The 16,901-nt window shown below is 67.6% G+C and carries 17 protein-coding genes; 10 read left to right on the top strand and 7 right to left on the bottom strand.

Going from position 1 to position 16,901, the window contains the following annotated elements; genetic code table 11:
* Positions 1-115: 115 nt before the first annotated feature.
* The 3 genes from ACV22W_RS24800 (at position 116) to ACV22W_RS24790 (ending at position 2,805) form a co-directional block, all read left to right on the top strand.
* On the top strand, positions 116-1,603 hold the full coding sequence (locus ACV22W_RS24800; RefSeq protein WP_448022266.1) for a winged helix-turn-helix domain-containing protein: 1,488 nt from the start codon (positions 116-118) through the stop codon (positions 1,601-1,603).
* A gap of 55 nt (positions 1,604-1,658) precedes the next feature.
* On the top strand, positions 1,659-2,030 hold the full coding sequence (locus tag ACV22W_RS24795) for a response regulator transcription factor (RefSeq protein ID WP_448022265.1): 372 nt from the start codon (positions 1,659-1,661) through the stop codon (positions 2,028-2,030).
* Between the two features lie 118 nt (positions 2,031-2,148).
* A complete protein-coding gene (locus ACV22W_RS24790; RefSeq protein ID WP_448022264.1) occupies positions 2,149-2,805 on the top strand; it encodes a response regulator transcription factor in 657 nt (218 codons plus the stop codon).
* A 210-nt stretch (positions 2,806-3,015) separates the two neighbouring features.
* Here ACV22W_RS24790 and ACV22W_RS24785 read toward each other — a convergent pair whose 3' ends face one another.
* The 3 genes from ACV22W_RS24785 to ACV22W_RS24775 are packed head-to-tail and all read right to left on the bottom strand — an operon-like array spanning position 3,016 to position 5,667.
* Positions 3,016-4,440, bottom strand: coding sequence for an efflux transporter outer membrane subunit (locus ACV22W_RS24785; protein WP_448022263.1), 1,425 nt, complete (start codon positions 4,438-4,440; stop codon positions 3,016-3,018).
* Complete coding sequence (locus ACV22W_RS24780) at positions 4,437-5,504, bottom strand: HlyD family secretion protein (RefSeq protein WP_448022262.1); 1,068 nt, start codon at positions 5,502-5,504, stop codon at positions 4,437-4,439. Before ACV22W_RS24780 ends, ACV22W_RS24785 begins: the two co-directional genes overlap by 4 nt.
* Before the next feature lie 34 nt (positions 5,505-5,538).
* On the bottom strand, positions 5,539-5,667 hold the full coding sequence (locus tag ACV22W_RS24775; RefSeq protein ID WP_448022261.1) for a hypothetical protein: 129 nt from the start codon (positions 5,665-5,667) through the stop codon (positions 5,539-5,541).
* An 18-nt stretch (positions 5,668-5,685) separates the two neighbouring features.
* Between ACV22W_RS24775 and ACV22W_RS24770 the strand changes: the two genes are divergently transcribed.
* The gene (locus ACV22W_RS24770; RefSeq protein ID WP_448022260.1) at positions 5,686-7,035 is read left to right on the top strand and encodes an MFS transporter; all 1,350 of its coding nucleotides are present in this window, start codon (positions 5,686-5,688) and stop codon (positions 7,033-7,035) included.
* Positions 7,036-7,163: 128 nt separating this feature from the next.
* Here the strand turns inward: ACV22W_RS24770 and ACV22W_RS24765 are convergent, their stop codons facing one another.
* Positions 7,164-7,985: an alpha/beta fold hydrolase gene (locus ACV22W_RS24765; protein ID WP_448022259.1), complete on the bottom strand. Its 822-nt coding sequence runs from the start codon at positions 7,983-7,985 to the stop codon at positions 7,164-7,166.
* A 547-nt stretch (positions 7,986-8,532) separates the two neighbouring features.
* Here ACV22W_RS24765 and ACV22W_RS24760 point away from each other — a divergent pair.
* Both ACV22W_RS24760 and ACV22W_RS24755 read left to right on the top strand, forming a co-directional pair.
* The gene (locus tag ACV22W_RS24760) at positions 8,533-8,958 is read left to right on the top strand and encodes a DUF3331 domain-containing protein (protein WP_448022258.1); all 426 of its coding nucleotides are present in this window, start codon (positions 8,533-8,535) and stop codon (positions 8,956-8,958) included.
* A 43-nt stretch (positions 8,959-9,001) separates the two neighbouring features.
* The gene (locus tag ACV22W_RS24755) at positions 9,002-9,823 is read left to right on the top strand and encodes an alpha/beta fold hydrolase (protein WP_448022257.1); all 822 of its coding nucleotides are present in this window, start codon (positions 9,002-9,004) and stop codon (positions 9,821-9,823) included.
* Between the two features lie 328 nt (positions 9,824-10,151).
* Here ACV22W_RS24755 and ACV22W_RS24750 read toward each other — a convergent pair whose 3' ends face one another.
* Positions 10,152-10,331, bottom strand: coding sequence for a hypothetical protein (locus tag ACV22W_RS24750; protein ID WP_448022256.1), 180 nt, complete (start codon positions 10,329-10,331; stop codon positions 10,152-10,154).
* Between the two features lie 318 nt (positions 10,332-10,649).
* On the opposite strand from ACV22W_RS24750, the gene ACV22W_RS24745 reads away from it, so the two are divergent.
* Together ACV22W_RS24745 and ACV22W_RS24740 are read left to right on the top strand one after the other, a co-directional pair.
* Positions 10,650-12,443 carry an ATP-binding protein gene (locus tag ACV22W_RS24745; RefSeq protein WP_448022255.1) on the top strand — a complete coding sequence of 598 codons (1,794 nt, stop codon included), beginning with the start codon at positions 10,650-10,652 and terminating at the stop codon, positions 12,441-12,443.
* A gap of 173 nt (positions 12,444-12,616) precedes the next feature.
* Positions 12,617-14,080, top strand: a complete 1,464-nt coding sequence (locus ACV22W_RS24740) for a mechanosensitive ion channel domain-containing protein (protein WP_448022254.1) — start codon at positions 12,617-12,619, stop codon at positions 14,078-14,080.
* Between the two features lie 28 nt (positions 14,081-14,108).
* On the opposite strand, the gene ACV22W_RS24735 is transcribed toward ACV22W_RS24740, so the two are convergent.
* Together ACV22W_RS24735 and ACV22W_RS24730 are read right to left on the bottom strand one after the other, a co-directional pair.
* A complete protein-coding gene (locus tag ACV22W_RS24735) occupies positions 14,109-15,017 on the bottom strand; it encodes a LysR family transcriptional regulator (RefSeq protein WP_448022253.1) in 909 nt (302 codons plus the stop codon).
* Between the two features lie 125 nt (positions 15,018-15,142).
* Positions 15,143-15,424, bottom strand: a complete 282-nt coding sequence (locus ACV22W_RS24730) for a XapX domain-containing protein (protein ID WP_059534379.1) — start codon at positions 15,422-15,424, stop codon at positions 15,143-15,145.
* 308 nt (positions 15,425-15,732) lie between these two features.
* Between ACV22W_RS24730 and ACV22W_RS24725 the strand changes: the two genes are divergently transcribed.
* Entirely contained in the window at positions 15,733-16,419 is a 687-nt protein-coding gene (locus ACV22W_RS24725; RefSeq protein ID WP_175911383.1) for a hydrolase, read from the top strand.
* A gap of 170 nt (positions 16,420-16,589) precedes the next feature.
* A complete protein-coding gene (locus tag ACV22W_RS24720; protein ID WP_059534375.1) occupies positions 16,590-16,757 on the top strand; it encodes a DUF1427 family protein in 168 nt (55 codons plus the stop codon).
* Positions 16,758-16,901: the final 144 nt, after the last annotated feature.

Here is a 16,901-nt window from a genome sequence, read left to right as displayed (position 1 = left end):
CCTACGATACGGTCAAGCCTTCCGGCATGCATTGGCACGGCCGGACGGGCAACCCAGAAGCGCGTCGTCTCGCGAGGCGGCGCAAGGTGCCACGCAGCATAAGCGAGTGCGGATCATGTACACGTTCGGGCAGGTGACGGTTTCCCTTGAATGCCGCGAGGTTTGCGTCGACGGGCAGCCCCGGTACGTCGGCGCCCGGGCATTCGAGATCCTCGAACTGCTGGTGAAGGCGGCCGGCCGGCTCGTATCGAAGGACGAGATCATGCAGGCCGTGTGGCCGCACACGATCGTGGTCGAGAACAACATCCAAGTCCACATCTCGACGCTGCGCAAGCTGTTCGGCGGCAAGCACGGGTGGATCCGGACCGAATCGGGTCGCGGCTACCGGCTCGCACCGCCGGCCGACCACGCACAGGCCGATCGTCCGCCGGTCGCGTTCGAATCGGCGGGCGCGGCCCGCGCGGGCGCCGCGCCGCGCAAATGCCCGATGATTGGTCGTGAGACGGAAGCGGCCGAACTGCACGCGCTGCTGGAGTGCGAGGCGCTCGTCACGCTGGTTGGCCCCGGCGGCGTCGGCAAGACGCATCTGGCGCTGGAGGTCGCGACGGCCTGGTCGGCGGCGCGCGGGATCGAGATGGTCCGGGTCGATCTGGCCGGCCTGCAGGTCGGCGCGACTCCGGCGTCCGCGGTGCTGGGCGCGCTCGACCTGCCGCGCGGTGCATCCGCGCGGCCCGCCGATGTCGTGCGGGCGATCGGCGAGCGGCGCGTCGTGCTGCTGTTCGACAACGCCGAGCCGTACGTCGACGATCTGGCGGATCTGAGCGAAGCGATCGCGGATACGAATCCTGGCGCGATACTCGTCGTGACGAGCCGGGAGCCCTTGCGTGTGGCGGGCGAGCGGGTCTATCGCGTCGGTCCGCTGTCGGTGCCGCCGGCCGGCGCGAACGCCGGCGATATCGCCGCGAGCGGCGCGGTCCGGATGTTCCTGGCGCGTGCGCGCGCGATGGGCACGGACCTTCCGGCAGATGCGAAAACCCTCGACGCGATCGCAACCATCTGCCGCCGCCTGAGCGGCCTGCCGCTCGCGCTCGAACTCGGGGCGGCCCGTGTCGCGTCGCTCGGCATCCAGGGGCTGGCGGCGGATCTCGACAAGTCCGTGCTGTCGCTGTCCGGCGGCCTGCGCACGGCCCACCCGCGCCAGCAGACCCTCAGGGCCACCATCGAGTGGAGTTACCGGCTGCTCGACGATATGGAGCGCACCGTGCTGTGCCGTCTCGCCGTGTTTCCGGATGCGTTCCGGCTCGATGCGGCCTGCGCGCTCGCCGCCTGCGACGAACAGGGCGCGGAGGAGGTGCTGGACGCGCTCGTCGGCCTTGCATCGAAATCGCTTCTGGTCGTCCACTCGATCGGGCTGTCGAAGCATTACTCGTTGCTCGAGGTCGTGCGCGCGTATGCGCTCGAGAAACTGGCGGAATCGGGCGAAGCCGGGCGCCTCCATGCGCGGTGCGCATCGTTTGCTGCCGACACGCTCGCGGACACGCCGCACCCGGCGCCGGTCGAGGCGTCGGCGCAACCCATGCTGCTTGCCGGATCGTGGGAGTGAGCCGCGTGCCGCACGGCGATGTTCTCGATTGACCCAATTTTCTGGTTCTTATTTCATGGCCCTTGTTTGCATCATCGATGACGATGCGTCGGTCCGAAAGAGTCTTGCCAGCCTGCTGAAATCGGCGGGCCATACCGCATTGCCGTTCGCGTCGGGCGAGGAATTCCTCGCGACCGGCCCGCTGGACGACGCGGCGTGCGTGCTGCTCGACCTGAAGATGAAAGGGATGGGCGGTCTCGACGTCCAGCGCCTGCTGGCGCGGCGCAACGCGGCGCTGCCGGTCATCCTGATGTCGGCGCACGGCGACGACGAGTCGGTCCGCCGGGCGCTCGCGCAAGGCGCGGTCGCGTTCCTGCGCAAGCCGTTTCCATCTGACGACATGCTCGACCTGATCGATCGGATCGCATCCGGCGCACCGCCCACGTGAACGGCCCGCCGGCCGTCACGTTGCGCGTTCAGGCGTAACCGCCCGGATTTTTCTCGGTTTATCATTCGATAATGAAGCGGATGACTACACAGGGAATGCGATGGCGAGCACGCCGGATATGACTTCGAACCGTAACCACGGTGCGGGCGATCCCGCGCCGATCGTCTATGTGGTCGACGACGACGATACGCTGCGGCGCGCACTGAGCGCGCTGTTGCGCTCGGCGGGATTTCGCGTCGAGACGTTCGCGACGTCGCGCGCGTTCCTCGCCTTCGAGCGGCCCGACGCGCCGAGCTGCCTGATCCTCGACGTGCGCCTGGCCGACGAGAGCGGGCTCGCCGTTCAGGAGCAAGCGGTGCGCGCGGGCCTGAACGTGCCGATCCTGTTCATGACGGGCTACGGCGACGTACCGACCACCGTGAAGGCCATGAAGGGCGGCGCGCTCGATTTCCTGACGAAGCCGTTCGACGACGAGACGATGCTCGATGCGGTAGGCCGTGCACTGGCCCGCGACGGCGAACGCCTCGTTCGCGAGCGCGCGCTGGATGCGGTGCGGCAGGCTTATGCATCGTTGACGCCGCGCGAACGCGAGGTCATGAGCCACGTGATCGCGGGCCTGATGAACAAGCAGATCGCGTCGAATCTCGGGCTGCAGGAAATCACGGTGAAGGTGCATCGTGCGCAGGTGATGAAGAAGATGCAGGTCCGCACACTGCCGGATCTCGTGCGCCAGGCCGAGGCGCTCGGTGTGCGTCCGGCCGGCGCGGGCGACTGAGCGGGCGCGCCGGGGTGTTCGACGCGACGGCATTGGCGTACCCGCCGTCGAAGGCGATCCATGAGACGTCACCGCTTCGCCGAATGCGTATGGGAGCGATGGATGCGGCGCACCTGCGCGGAACACCGCAAAAAAGTTAGCCAAGCTTAAGAGCGGCGTGAAAATACCTGACGCCGTTCCAGCGACGGCGGAACGCACGTTCAGGCATTTTCAGATCGGCCCGGCGCGATGCGTGTCGCCCGCCGAGGCCGACGCCGGCGGCGTCCACCCGCCGCCCAGCGCGCGCACGAGACCGATCGTCGCGATCGCGAGCGCCTGGCGGCTGTGAATCAACTGGCGCCGCGCGCTCAATGCATCGCGATCCGCGTCGATGACTTCCAGATAGCTGACGTAGCCGTGCGCATAACGGCTCAGCGACAACCGCGCCGCCGCCTCGGTGGCGCGGGCCGCGCCGTCGTAGCGCACGATTCGCTCCTTCTGCGCGGCGATGTCGTCGAGCGCGTCCTGAACCTCGCGCAGCGCACCGAGCGCGGTCGCGCGATAGTTCGCGTCGGCGACGTCGGCGCCCGCCGTCGCGGCGGCCACCTCGGCGTCGCGCTTGCCGCCGTCGAGCAGCGTTTCGGCGATGCTCGCGCCGAGTCCCCACAACGAACTGTTGCGATCGAGAAACGTGCCGAGATCGCGGCTGGCGAAACCGCCCTGCGCGGTCAGCGTCAAGGTCGGCAGCCACGCGGTGCGGGCGACGCCGATGTCGAGCGATGCCGCGTCGACACGGCGCGCGGCCGCATAGACGTCAGGCCGTTGCGCGAGCAGGGTGGACGGCAGGCCGGGCGGCACGTCCGGGACGCGAATGGCCGATGCGGTCGGCGCGACGGCGAATGCGGTCGGCGACACGCCGGTCAGCACGGCGAGCGCGTCGACGAGATTTTCGCGCAGCCGCTTGCTGTCGGCGAGATCGGCGCGTGCCGTATCGAGGTCGGCCGATGCGCGCAGCGCGTCGAGATCGCTCGCCGCGCCGGCCCGCACGCGCGCGGCGATCACGTCGAGCGCGGTGCGCCGCAGCTGGATCGCGCGCGCGAGCGTCGCGAGATCCTGTTCGACGAAATGGAGCGTCAGGTAGTCGGCCGCGACGTCGGTCGCGACGCGCAGGCGCACCGCCGCGCGATCGGCATCCGCCTGCAGCACGTTCTGCCGGCCGATCTCGGCGTCGCCGCGCAGGCGCCCCCACAGATCGACTTCGTAGCTCGCGTTGAACGGCACCGACCAGTTGTGCATCGTGCGTTTCGGCAATGCGTTGTCGACTGTGCCCGACACGCGCGCGCGGCTGAACGACGGCGCCACGCCGGCCGTGGGCGCCAACGCGGCTTCGCGCACGCCGAGCAGCGCCTGCGCCTGATCGACGCGCGCCGTGGCGGCGCGGATGTCGGGATTGCCGTCGAGCGCGGCATCGACGAGCGTGACGAGCGGTGGCGCACCGAACCACGTGGGCCACTCCGCGAGCGGCGGCCCGGATTCGTGCGCCGCATCCGTGTGGCGAAACCGGTCGGATCCGACCGGTACGGGCGCGAGCGGCCGCGGCGCGATCGTGCACGCGCTGAGCAGGCCGGCGGCGAACAGGGCGGCGATGCGGATCATGGTCGCGTGCGCTCGCGCTGCAGCGTGACGACGACCGACAGGCCGGGCCGGATGCGCGGCTCGCTCGATGCCTGGCCGTCGAGCAGGATCTTGACGGGCACCCGCTGCGTGACCTTCGTGAAGTTGCCGGTCGCGTTGTCGGGCGGCAACAGGGCAAACTGCCCGCCGGTCGCGGGCGACAGGCTGTCGACGTGTCCGCTGAAGGTCCGGTCCGGCAGCGCGTCGAAGCGCAACTGCACGACGTCGCCGGTGCGCACGTGCCGCAGCTGGGTCTCGCGGAAATTCGCGACCACCCACGGGTGCGGCTCGACGAGCGTCAGCAGCGCCTGGCCCGGTGCGACGTGCTCGCCGGTCTCGACGGTCTTCTTGCCGACGTAGCCGTCCGACGGCGCGACGACCGTCGTGTATTGCAACTGAAGCTCCGCGTCGCGCAGCTCGGCGTCGTTCTGGTTCGACACGGCGGCGGCGGCCTGCCACGCGGCCTGCGCGCCGCGCTGCTGCGCGTCGGCCGCGGCGACGCGCGCGCGGGCGGACGTGCGTGCCGCATTGGCGGCATCGAATTCCTGCTGAGACAACCCGCGCGGCGTTTCGCGGGTCAGCTCGCGCGCGCGGGCGTAATCGAGTTCGGCCTTCTCGGCGTCCGCATGCGCCGACACGCGCGTCGCCTCGGCCTGCTCGACCAGCGCCATCGCGCGGCTCGCATCGGCGTGTGCCTGCGCGACGCGCGCCCGCTGCAGCGCGACGCGCACGTCGAAGTTGCGCGGGTCGAGGCGGACGAGCGGTTCGCCCGCGTGCACGAACCGGTTGTCGTCCACCAGCACGCGCTCGACCGTGCCCGCCACGCGCGGCGAGATCACGTGCAGGTGGCCCGTCACGTAGGCGTCGTCGGTGCCGCGCTCATGCGCATCGAATTCGTAGACGAGCAGCGCGACGAGCAGCAGCGCGCAACCGGCGATCAGGACGATCGGCCACTTGCGTGAGCGCGCGGCGGGCGGGGACGGTGCGTCCGGCGGGTTCTGGGTCACGGTCGGGATACTCCATCGAACAGACGTTTTTTCTCGCATCGCGCTATGCTTGCGCGAGCCTCATGTGTGGAAATCACTCGACGATGAACACCACGTTCGCCCCCGGCGGCGCGACACCGGGGCCGGCCGCCGCGCCGGCCGCTGACGTACCGACGTTTCGCTCGATCGCCGCGATCGCGTCCGTGCTGCTCGGCGCGATCATCGGTTCACCGCATCGCAGATGTTCGTCGGCCCGCTCGCGATCGCGGCGGCCTTCGTGTTCGGCACGCGCCGCGTGCTGCTGGCGGGCGCGTCGGTGTTTCTCGTCGTCGAAAGCATGCTGCCGCTGTGCACGAACTTCGGCACGTTCATCGTGTTCCAGAGCCTCGCCGGCTTCGCGTCCGGCGTGTTCGTGCCGCTGACCGTCGGCTTCGTCGTCCGCACACTGCCGCCGCGGCTCATTCCGTTCGGCATCGCCGCGTATGCGATGAACCTCGAGATGTCGCTGAACCTGTCTGCGACGCTCGAAGGTTGGTACAGCGAACATTTGAGCTGGCGCTGGCTGTTCTGGCAAAACGCGCTGCTGACGCTTCCGTTCATCGTCTGCCTGCTGCTGTCGCTGTCGAACGAGCCGATCAAGCGTTTCGCGTCCGGTATGGACGCGCGCGGCATGCTGCTCGGCGCCGGCGGATTCACGTGCCTGTGCATCGCGCTCGACCAGGGCGAACGGCTGTTCTGGTTCCAGTCGCCGTTGATCGTCGCGCTGCTGTGCATCGGTATCCTGATGGTTGCCGCATTCCTGATTCACGAGCTCACGTCCCGGCGGGCCGGGATCGATCTCGGCTACCTCGCGCGGCCCAACATCGCATGGCTGATCGTGCTCGTCGGCCTCGTGCGCTTCACCGTGCTCAACACGAGCTTCATCCCGTCGGTGTTTCTCGCGAGCACCTACGGGCTGCGTCCGCTGCAGATCGGCGATACGCTGCGCTGGATCGCGATTCCGCAACTGCTGTTCGCGCCATGCGTCGCGTGGCTGCTGCAGCGTGTCGATCCGCGTCGGATGATCGTGGCCGGCTTCCTGATGGTGGCGGTTGCGTTCGCGCTCGGCGCGCGTCTCACGTCCGCCTGGGCCGAACCCGACTTCATCCCGTCGCAGTTGCTCCAGGCGCTCGGGCAGACGATGGCGCTCACGTCGGTCATCTACTTCTTCGGCAAGCACGTGACGGCCGAGCACGCGCTGACGTTCGGCGCCGTCGTGCAGACGACGCGCCTGCTGAGCGGGCAGCTCGGCACGACGTCGATCGCGGTGATCCAGCGCATCATGGAAGCTACCCATTCGAATCTCGTCGGTCTGCATGTCACGCTGTCGGATCCGCAAACGCTCGACCGCCTGCGGGCCGGCGCGGCGTCGCTCGTGTCGCACGGCGCCACCTTCGCGGCAGGCGACCAGGCGGCCTATGCGCTGCTCGACCGGGCGGTCCGGGTCCAGGCGACCACGCTCGCGCTGGCCGACAACTTCCGGGTCGCGATGGCGGTTGCGGTTGCAGGGGTGATGATCGGCATGCTGCTCAGGCCGGCGCGCGCACCGTAAGCACCCGCCATCGCGCAGCGACGATCTTGGCGATCGCGCTCGCCGCAACGAGATGGTGCCGGCCTGAAAAATCCTGAATCTTGCTGAAGCGCGCCGGCGCAACGGCCGGACGCGCCGTGCCGCGACGCTTATGCCTTCAGGAACGCGAGCAGTTCGGCATTGATCAGATCGGCATTGACGACGCACATCCCGTGCGATCCGCCGGGAATCACCTTCAGCTGCGCGTGCTTCACGATCTTCGCGGACAACCGCGCCGAATCGTCGATCGGCACGATCTGGTCGTCGTCGCCGTGCAGGATCAGCGTCGGGACGTCGATTTTCTTCAGGTCCTCGGTGTAGTCGATCTCGGAGAATTCCTTGATGCACAGATACTGGCCGTGCACGCCGCCCATCATGCCTTGCGCCCAGAATGCGTCGATCGTGCCTTGCGACGCCTTGGCGTTCGGGCGGTTGTAGCCGAAGAACGGCACGGCGAGATCCTTGTAGAACTGCGAACGGTTCTCGGCGACGTTCTTGCGGATGCCGTCGAATACCTCCATCGGCAGGCCGCCCGGGTTGGACGCCGATTTCACCATTTGCGGCGGCACCGCGCCGATCAGCACGGCCTTCGACACGCGCTTCGTGCCGTGGCGCCCGATGTAGTGCGCGACTTCGCCGCCGCCGGTGGAATGGCCGACGAGCGTGGCTTCGCGCAGGTCCAGCGCATTCATCAGCGCCGCGAGATCGTCCGCATACGTGTCCATGTCGTTGCCCTGCGACGGCTGGCTCGAGCGGCCGTGACCGCGCCGGTCGTGCGCGATCACGCGGAAGCCGTGCTGCACGAGGAACAGCATCTGCGCGTCCCATGCATCGGCGCACAGCGGCCAGCCGTGCGAGAAGACGACCGGGCGGCCGCTGCCCCAGTCCTTGAAGTAAATCTGCGTACCGTCTTTCGTGGTGATCGTGTTCATCGCATGGGCTCCTTGATGGGCGGAAGCGGCGTGTTTGGGCGCGGCGGCAGCGGCGGCCGGCAGCGTGGCGGCGGCAACGGCGGTCGCGCCGGCCAGCAACATGTCTCGGCGACGCGCCGAGGGAACGGCGTCGTTATCTGCGGGACGCATGGGAACTCCTTGAACGTGCGGTGGAACGGTGCCGCGCTGGTTGGTTGGGTCGGATCTGCCCGCCTGCGGCGATCGCGCCGGCAGCCGGCATGCGTTCGCGTTCGCGCCCGCGGGCGCGCAACGTAGCGAACGAATGCGGACAGGAGCCTATCGCGCGGCCGCGCGTCCTGTACTGAAATCGCGCTGAATTGTCTTGAACGGAGTGGCGGCGCGCGGCGCGTGACCGCATCGGTCAGAAAAATTAAGCCCGGCATCAAGACTCTTTAGCGTCGGCCCGCTATCGTCAACGTCAGGTCATCGTGTCGCGGAGCGTGCCAGTTCGCGGCGGCGGATGACGCATCGCGATGCGCCCGGTGTGACACGTCCGGCCCGTCGCCATTTGCCTGGATACGTTGCCATGAACGCCTTCACTCGCTGGGAACACGTGATGACACTGCTCGACCCGTCGCCCGCGGTGAGTCGCAGTGCGTTGTTGCAGCTTCGCGACGCGGACGCCGCGCGCCGCCGCCATCGTGACGAGGCGCCACCCGCCTCGAGCGGCGATTCGCGCCGCCGATGCGCGATCGTCGCGGTCGAGCGACAGACCGATTCGTCGGTGTTGATATCGTGGAGCGATCCGACGCGATGTCGCTACGACGAGCAGCGCTGGATCAGCGCCAAGTCGCGCGCCCTCGGGCGCTGCGCGCTGACCGGCACGACGATTCGTCCCGGCGACGCGATCTACAAGCCGCAGTGGCGCGGCGCCAAGCGTCCCGCGAACTATCGGGAGGTGATCCTCGCGGCCGAGCTGGACCGGTTCATCGTCAAGCTGTCCCGTTCGTGACCGCGGCCGGCGGCCGCGGCCCCTTGACACTCGAGGAATCAGCATGAGCACGTTCACGACACGAGACGGCGTTTCGATTCACTACAAGGACTGGGGCGCGGGGCGTCCCGTCGTGTTCATTCACGGCTGGCCGCTGAATGCGGACATGTGGGACGTCCAGATGCATCATCTCGCGTCGAACGGCTTTCGCGCCATCGCATACGACCGGCGCGGGTTCGGACGGTCCGGCCAGCCGTGGACGGGATACGACTACGACACGCTCGCGGACGATCTCGCGACGCTGATCGACACCCTCGGGCTGCGCGACGTGACGCTCGTCGGCTTTTCGATGGGCGGCGGCGAAGTGGCCCGCTACATCGGCCGGCACGGCACGCGCCACGTCGCGAAGGCCGTGCTGATCGGCGCGGTGACGCCGCTGGTCGTGCGCCGCGACGACCATCCGGACGGCGTCGACGTCGCCGTGTTCGACGGCATTCGCGCGGGCATCGTGGCGGACCGCGCGGCATTCTTCGAAAGCTTCTGGCCGTTGTTTACCGGATCGAACCGCGCGGCTTCCGCGATCTCGCGCGCCGCGCTCGACTGGACGTCCTTCATGGCGCTGCAGGCAGGGTTGAAGGGAACGCTCGATTGCGTCGGCGCATTCTCGGAAACCGATTTCAGGACGGATCTCGACCGCTTCGATGTCCCGACGCTCGTGATTCACGGCGACGACGATCAGACGGCGCCGCTGTCCCTGACGGGGGCCGCTACCGCGCGGCGCGTGCCGAACGCGACGCTGAGCGTCTACGAGGGCGGCCCGCACGCGCTGTATCTGACGCACGGGCAACGGTTGAACGACGAACTGCTGGCGTTCGTCCGCGCATGACGCGACGGTGGAGGACGGCGGCGTAGCGGGCACGGCCGGCCGTGCTCAGTCCGCCCATTGAGACCCAAGCAGCAGGCCGCGGAAATTCGTCCGACGATAGTCCGGGTCGCAACGCTCGAGCGCGTCGGGTCGGTGCACACGTTGCCGAACGCGGTCTCGGGGCGATGCGCGGTGCCCGCAGCGCGTGCCTCGGGGAACAGCTCCTTGAAACACGGGCCACGCGGCCACGCGTTCGCGATCTCGTTGCGTTCGGCGCGGCTCACCTCGTCGAAACGACGCGCGAAGAGATCCGTCTCGATGCCGGCGCCGAGCAATACGGTCAGGGGCGTCATGCAAGGGTGAATGCCGAAGGACGAACTCGGTGCCCATCGTCTCGCGCCGCGCCGCTGAATGTCTCGAGCGCGGCCGGAATCATTCTGAAAGGAAGAATCGCCCGGCCGCCGGAACGGGCATCGGTTTCGCCAGAATGCCGCGAATCACGTTTTTCCGGAACATTAATGCGATTCATTCAATTCGCCACGGCAAACGGCGGGCGGCCAAAGCGAATTCGGAATGATGGGGTTTTGTCGCCCGAAAATGATTCATCGGTGAATCGCTGTTTCGCTTATTGGCGATGCTGCCGGACGCCGTGATGCGCGATCCTGCGCGGGTGCGACAGTAAATGCCGGCACGTGGTACGCGTTCCTGGTTCTCATCGATTCAAAAAATTTGTCCATTGGGTTCTGATAATTTGAATCATTGTTCGAAGCGAATGCCGTAGCATTGCCACGGTAGCGGTGTCATTTCTGACAGGGCATCGACGAATGGAAAACGATTAAGAATTCACATGATCCGGATTGGAACGCTTCACGTCTTTCTCGACAGACGTGAAATTCGATCGAACGGCAAACTGCTGAGAATCGGCAGCCGCGCATTCGAAATTCTCGAACTCCTGATTCGGGCGAACGGTGCATTGGTGTCGAAGGACGAGATCATGCAGCGCGTGTGGCCGCACACGGTCGTGGAGGAAAACAACCTGCAGGTGCATGTCGCCGCGTTGCGCAAGGCGCTGGCCGGCGACCGGAACCTGATCGTCACGGTGCCGGGGCGCGGCTACCGGCTGGTCGGCGGACAAGCCGAGCGCGCGGCACCCTTGCGCCCCGCGACGTCGCGGCTGGCGCAGGCGCCGACGGAACTCATCGGCCGGGAACAGACGGTTGCCGAGGTCCTGGCCGCGCTCGACACCGCACGCGTCGTGACGCTGGTCGGCGCCGGCGGGATCGGCAAAACGCGAGTCGCGCTCGAAGCAGCCATGCGCGCCGAAGCGAGCTTTCCGGACGGGGCGGCGTTCGTGTCGCTTGCGACGGTTGCGTGTCCGCAGTTCGTTCCCGACGCGCTGGCCGGCGCGTTCGAGCTTGCGCAGCCGGCGGGATCGCTGACGCTCGAGGCGGTACTCGCCAGCGTCGCACATCGGCGGATGTTGCTGGTGCTCGACAATTGCGAACATCTGCTCGACGCCGCGGCGCGGATCGCGACCGCGCTGACCGAGGCCGATGCCGGCCTTCGCGTGCTTGCGACGAGCCGAGAGGCGCTGCGCATCCAGGGAGAGCGGCTGTGTCCGGTTCTGCCGCTCGAGGTGCCCGACGCGGGCGCGGACGAACGCGAGATCGTGGGCGCGAGCGCCGTGCAGCTGTTTTCGGCGCGCGCCCGCGCCGCCGATCCGCGCTTTCCGCTCGACGAACGCAGCCTGGCGCTGATGGCGTCGGTCTGCCGGCGCCTCGACGGCCTGCCGCTCGCGATCGAACTGGCCGCGGCCCGCGCGGCCGTGCTCGGCATCGACGTGCTCGCCGCGCATCTCGACGACCATTTCCGGTTGCTGACCGGCGGTTTTCGCACGGCGTTGCCGCGTCATCAGACGCTGCAGGCGATGTATGACTGGAGCTACCGCCTGCTCGGCGACGCGGAACGCCTGCTGTTGCGCTGGCTCGGCGTGTTCCGGGACGGTTTCTCGATCGACGCGGTACGGGCGATCGTCGGCACGAAGGGACTGGCCGGCGCGGACCTGCTCGATACGATCGCCGGTCTCGTGTCCAAATCGCTGCTGAGCCTGGAGAGCGCGCACGGCACGCCGCGCTACCGGTTGCTGACGACGACGCGCGCCTATGCGCTGCAGCAGCTCGAGAACAACGGCGAGTGCGCGGCCGCGGCGCTCGCGCATGCGAACTACTTTCACACGCTGTTCCGGCTTGCGCCCGGCGACGACGACGGGCAGCTCGCGGAATCGCGGCTCGACGTGATCCGGCGCGAGCTCGGCAATCTGTGCGCGGCGCTCGACTGGGCGTTTTCGCCGAATGGCGACGTGCAGGTCGGCATCGCGCTGGCGGCGGTCGCGGTTCCGTGCCTGTTCGACCTGTCGCTCGTGGACGAATGTCGCGAACGGGCGCGCACGGCGCTCGACGCGATGCGCGATCTCGACGACACACCGGAGCACGCCGACGCGCGCGTGCGGCTGCTGGCCGCGTATGCGGCCGCGCTCGCCCATACGTCGCGGCCGACGCAGATCGCGCACGACGCATGGTCGGCCGTGCATGCGCTCGGGTTCGAGGCGGGCGAGGCCGAGGTGTCGCCGCGCGACGCGTAGCACCCGTGTGCCGACGGCACATTCAGAACATTTCAGACCGAATACAGGACCTGGCCGGCCGGCGCGTCTACATTGCATGCGCGGGGACTGTCCGCTCATCGCTGTCGCGACGCCACTGACTGCCGGCGCAGGGTCCCCGCCCGTCGCGAAGCGCACCCTCAGCCCATTCCAGCATGCCGAACCTGTCCGACACGGTCGCCTACGGCGCGCCGATCGTTCTTGCCGACCTGATTGCGTGGCGGCTGCTTGGGGCCGGCCGTTCGACGACGAAGGCGATCTGGCGCTGCGCGTCGTTCGCCGCGTTGACTTATGCGCTGTTCTCGACCGGCGTGAGCCCGCTCGCGGTGCCGTCGTCGCCCGACCGCCTCGACCGCCTTGCGATTCAGGCGATCGCCGTTGCGTGGTGGCTGCAGTGCGCGCTTGTGTTCACTCTGATGCTCGATCATCTGCTGCTGCCGCGTGCGTGGCGCAACCAGCGGCTGTTTCATGACATCGCGGCGGGCGCCGTGTTCGGTGCCGCGGCCGTCGCGGCGTTGGGCTACGTCCTCGGGTTGCCGCTGAGCGGGGTGGTCGCGACGTCGGGCGCCGTGGCGGTCATCCTCGGCCTCGCGCTCCAGAACACGCTGAACGACGTGTTCTCGGGCCTGGTCCTGAATACCACGCAGCCGTTTCGCCTCGGCGACACGGTGTCGATCGGCGAGCTCGAAGGTCGCATCGTCGAAAGCAACTGGCGCGCGACCAAGATGATCAACGGCCTCGGCAATCTGGTCGTCGTGCCGAACAGCGCGGCGGCCAAGGCGACGATCGTCAACCTGAGCGAGCCCGCGAGCGTGCACGGCGTGACGCTGACGATCGAGATCGATCCCGGCGTGCGGCCCGCCGTGGTCGTCGACGCGCTGGATCGTGCCGCCGCCAGTTCGCTCGACGTGCTGACGCGCCCCGCGCCGGTCTCGGTCGTCAAGGCGTTCAGGACCAACTCGATCGAATACGAGCTCATCTGTTACGTCGACACGCTGCAGAAGAAGATCGAGGTCCGCAACCGCCTCTACGATCTGACCCATCGGCACCTGGCCGCCGCGGACGTCGCGTTGCGCCCGCTTGCCGGGGCCATCGCGGAGCATCGTCCGGTTTCGCGCGGGCAGCGCCTGTTGCGTGCGGTCGAACTATTCCGGCAGCTCGACGACGCGGATCTGGCAGTGCTGGCCGACGCGCTGGCGTCGCGCGTGTTCCACAAGGGCGAGGTGATCTACGCGTCGAATGCCGGTGCGCGGCTGCTGACCATCGTCGGCAGCGGTGTCGCGTCGGTGTTCGTGCCGGGCGCGGCCGGCGACATGGAGGTCAGGCGCATGGCGCCCGGCGACGCGATCGGCCAGTCCGTCGTGCTCGCCGGCACGCGGCTTCATGCGAGCGTCTACGCGGTGACCACCGTGACGGCGTATCAATTGAGCAGCCGCGACCTGTCGCCGCTGATCGCCAGGAAGCCTGAACTGGGACGGCTGATGTGCGAATCGCTGACCGAGCACATCGCGACCGAGGAGCGGATGCTGATCCCGCCGGCCGCGAAGGCTCACGCGTCGTTCAATCTGATCGAGTGGCTCGAGAAGGAGATGAAGCGCCTGCACGATGCGTTCGGTTGACGCGGTTTCATGGCGTTCGGCCGGGGAATCAGGCAAGCGTGGTGAACCGGTCGACGAGGTCGTGGCGATCGAGTTGCTCGACCCACCAGTGCAGTGCGCGTCCGGCTTCGTCGCCGCGCCACGCGATGTAGCAATGGGTCGTGTCGCGCATGCCGGTCACCTGACGCGCGACGAGCCTGCCCTGCGCGATCGCGCGTGCCGCGATGCAGTCCGGGAGCGTGCCCACCGCGAGTCCTTCGCATTGCGCGGCCAGTTTCGCGGCGAGCGTCGGCACCGCGAGATACGGTTGCCCGGCATCGACGGCGACCGAACGCGGCTGCAGTTCGCGGGAGGTATCGGAGATCACCGCGCCGCGATGCTCGACGACCGACGCCATCGACAGCGGCTCCGGCAGCGCCGCGAGCGGATGGTCGGGAGCGACCGCGAACACGTGCCTGAGCGTGCCGATCGGCCGCGTCACGATGTCGGGCAGCTCCGGCGGTTCCCCCGACGCGCCGACGACCAGATCGGCGCGGCGCGAAATCAGCGCATCCCAGGTGCCGCCGAGCACTTCGGTGGAGAGTCGCAGCCGCGTGTCCATCTCGAGACCGTAGAACGCATGCACGTACGGCCACATCGCCTCGAAGGGCAGGATCTCGTCGACGCAGATGCGGACCTCGGTTTCCCAGCCTTGCTGCGCGCGCTGCGCCTTGCGTTCGAGCTGTTCGGCGGCATGCAGAAGCCGACGGCCTTCCTCGACGACGACGCGGCCCGCGTGCGTGAGCCGCGCCCGGCGCCCGCTTCGGTCGAACAAGGCGACGTCGAGGTCGCTCTCGAGCTTTTGTACGAGGTAAGTCAGCGCGGACGGTACGCGGTGCAGCAGTTCCGCGGCTTCGGCGAACGTACCGGTGCGGTCGATCGCGTCCAGTGCTTCGAGCGCTTCGAAGGACAGCTTCATGGCGAATTCCACGGGGGAAAGGGCATCGGGCTGTCATGTTAGCGTCAAGCGGCACTGAATCCAATACGGGTCGGGGCGATTGATCGTCCGACGCGGCATTGCCGCATCCGGTCAACGCATGCCGGTCAGGTCGGCGTGGATTCGCGGCGCTTCGCGGCAGCGTCGGACGCGTGCGCGCCAGGCAGCGCGCCGAACATGTGCTGACTGCACTTCGCGTCGCTCCACGCGGTTCCGAGGCGGATTCCGCCGACCATCCGCCGCGCGACGGGAAGAATCTGTTCGCCGACCAGAATGCCCAGCAGGCCAATCAGGGCGACGGTCGGCGGCGCCGGCGATTGCACGCCGATCAGCGCGTAGACGATGCCGGCGAGCATGCCGGCGAAAAGCGAAGCAGTGTACGGTTTCATGGAATTGGAATGGAGTGACGGCCGGGTGAAAAATCTGGATAACTACCGATCTGGCGTCGATCCGAAAGTCTCGGTTCAGCCTATCAGGTCCGTGCGTTCGTCACGTGTCGATTCAACCAAATTCAGATCTCTTAAGACTGAATGTCGAGGGTCACGAGAATCAGAACGATTAATTGGCGTGATCGAGAATTTGCGTATTGAATGATGCGGGCCGGCTGTCGAACCTCCCGACACAGCGCATCGGACGCCTCGCGGATTCGTCGGCGAGGCGAGCCTTATTTTTCTCCGCGTCAAAGGACATCACCGCCATGAGCAACCCGAAGCTTGAAGTACTTACTCCGCACAACAGCCAGCTGATCTTCATCGACCAGCAGCCGCAGATGGCGTTCGGCGTTCAGTCGATCGATCGCCAGACGCTGAAGAACAACGTCGTCGGTCTCGCGAAGGCCGCGAAGGTATTCAACATCCCGACCACGATCACGACCGTCGAAAGCACCAGCTTCTCGGGTCACACCTATCCCGAACTGCTCGACGTGTTCCCGAACCAGAAGACGCTGGAACGCACGTCGATGAACTCGTGGGACGACCAGAAGGTGCGCGACGCGCTGGCCGCGAACGGCCGCAAGAAGGTGGTCGTGTCGGGCCTGTGGACGGAAGTCTGCAACACGACGTTCGCGCTCTGCGCGATGCTCGAAGGCGACTACGAGATCTACATGGTCGCCGACGCATCGGGTGGCACGACGCAGGCCGCGCACGACTTCGCGATGCAGCGGATGGTGCAGGCGGGCGTCGTGCCGGTCACCTGGCAGCAAGTGCTGCTCGAATGGCAGCGCGACTGGGCGCACCGCGAGACGTACGACGCCGTGATGGCGATCGCGAAGGAACATTCGGGCGCGTACGGCATGGGCGTCGACTACGCGTACACGATGGTCCACAAGGCTGCGCAGCGCACCGCGACGCCGCACGAGTCGATCCCGGCCGTCCCGGCGAAGTAAGCGCGGACAGCTCACGACTGTCGATGCCGAAGCGGCGTGTCCGATCCGGACGCGCCGCCTCGGCGATGCGTCGACGCGGACGGCAGATCGTGAACGATTCACGATGCCGTCCGTCCGGCGTTTGCCAGGACATAGGGCCTGCATTTCAACTTGTCCGGGAGATTGATCGTATGGAACCTTATCTGGTTTCCCTTGGTGCGGGCGTGCTGATCGGTGTCATCTACAGCGCAATCAAGGTCCGCTCTCCCGCGCCGCCGCTGATTGCACTGGTCGGGTTGCTCGGCATGGTGATCGGCGTGCAGGCCATCCCCACCCTCAAACAGCTCTTTGGCTTCTGATCGAAGCGAGGTGATGCACATGACCGCAACCGGGACCCAACCGGATCTGATCCTCCATAACGGAAGATTCACGACCCTCGACCGCACGAACCCCGTCGCGACCTCCGTCGCGATCAAGGACGGCCGCTTCGTCGCGGTCGGCCG

This window comes from Burkholderia sp. AW49-1 (assembly GCF_053427845.1).
The sequence above is the reverse complement of the archived record's forward strand: the minus strand, read 5'-3'. Positions and strand labels throughout refer to the sequence as shown.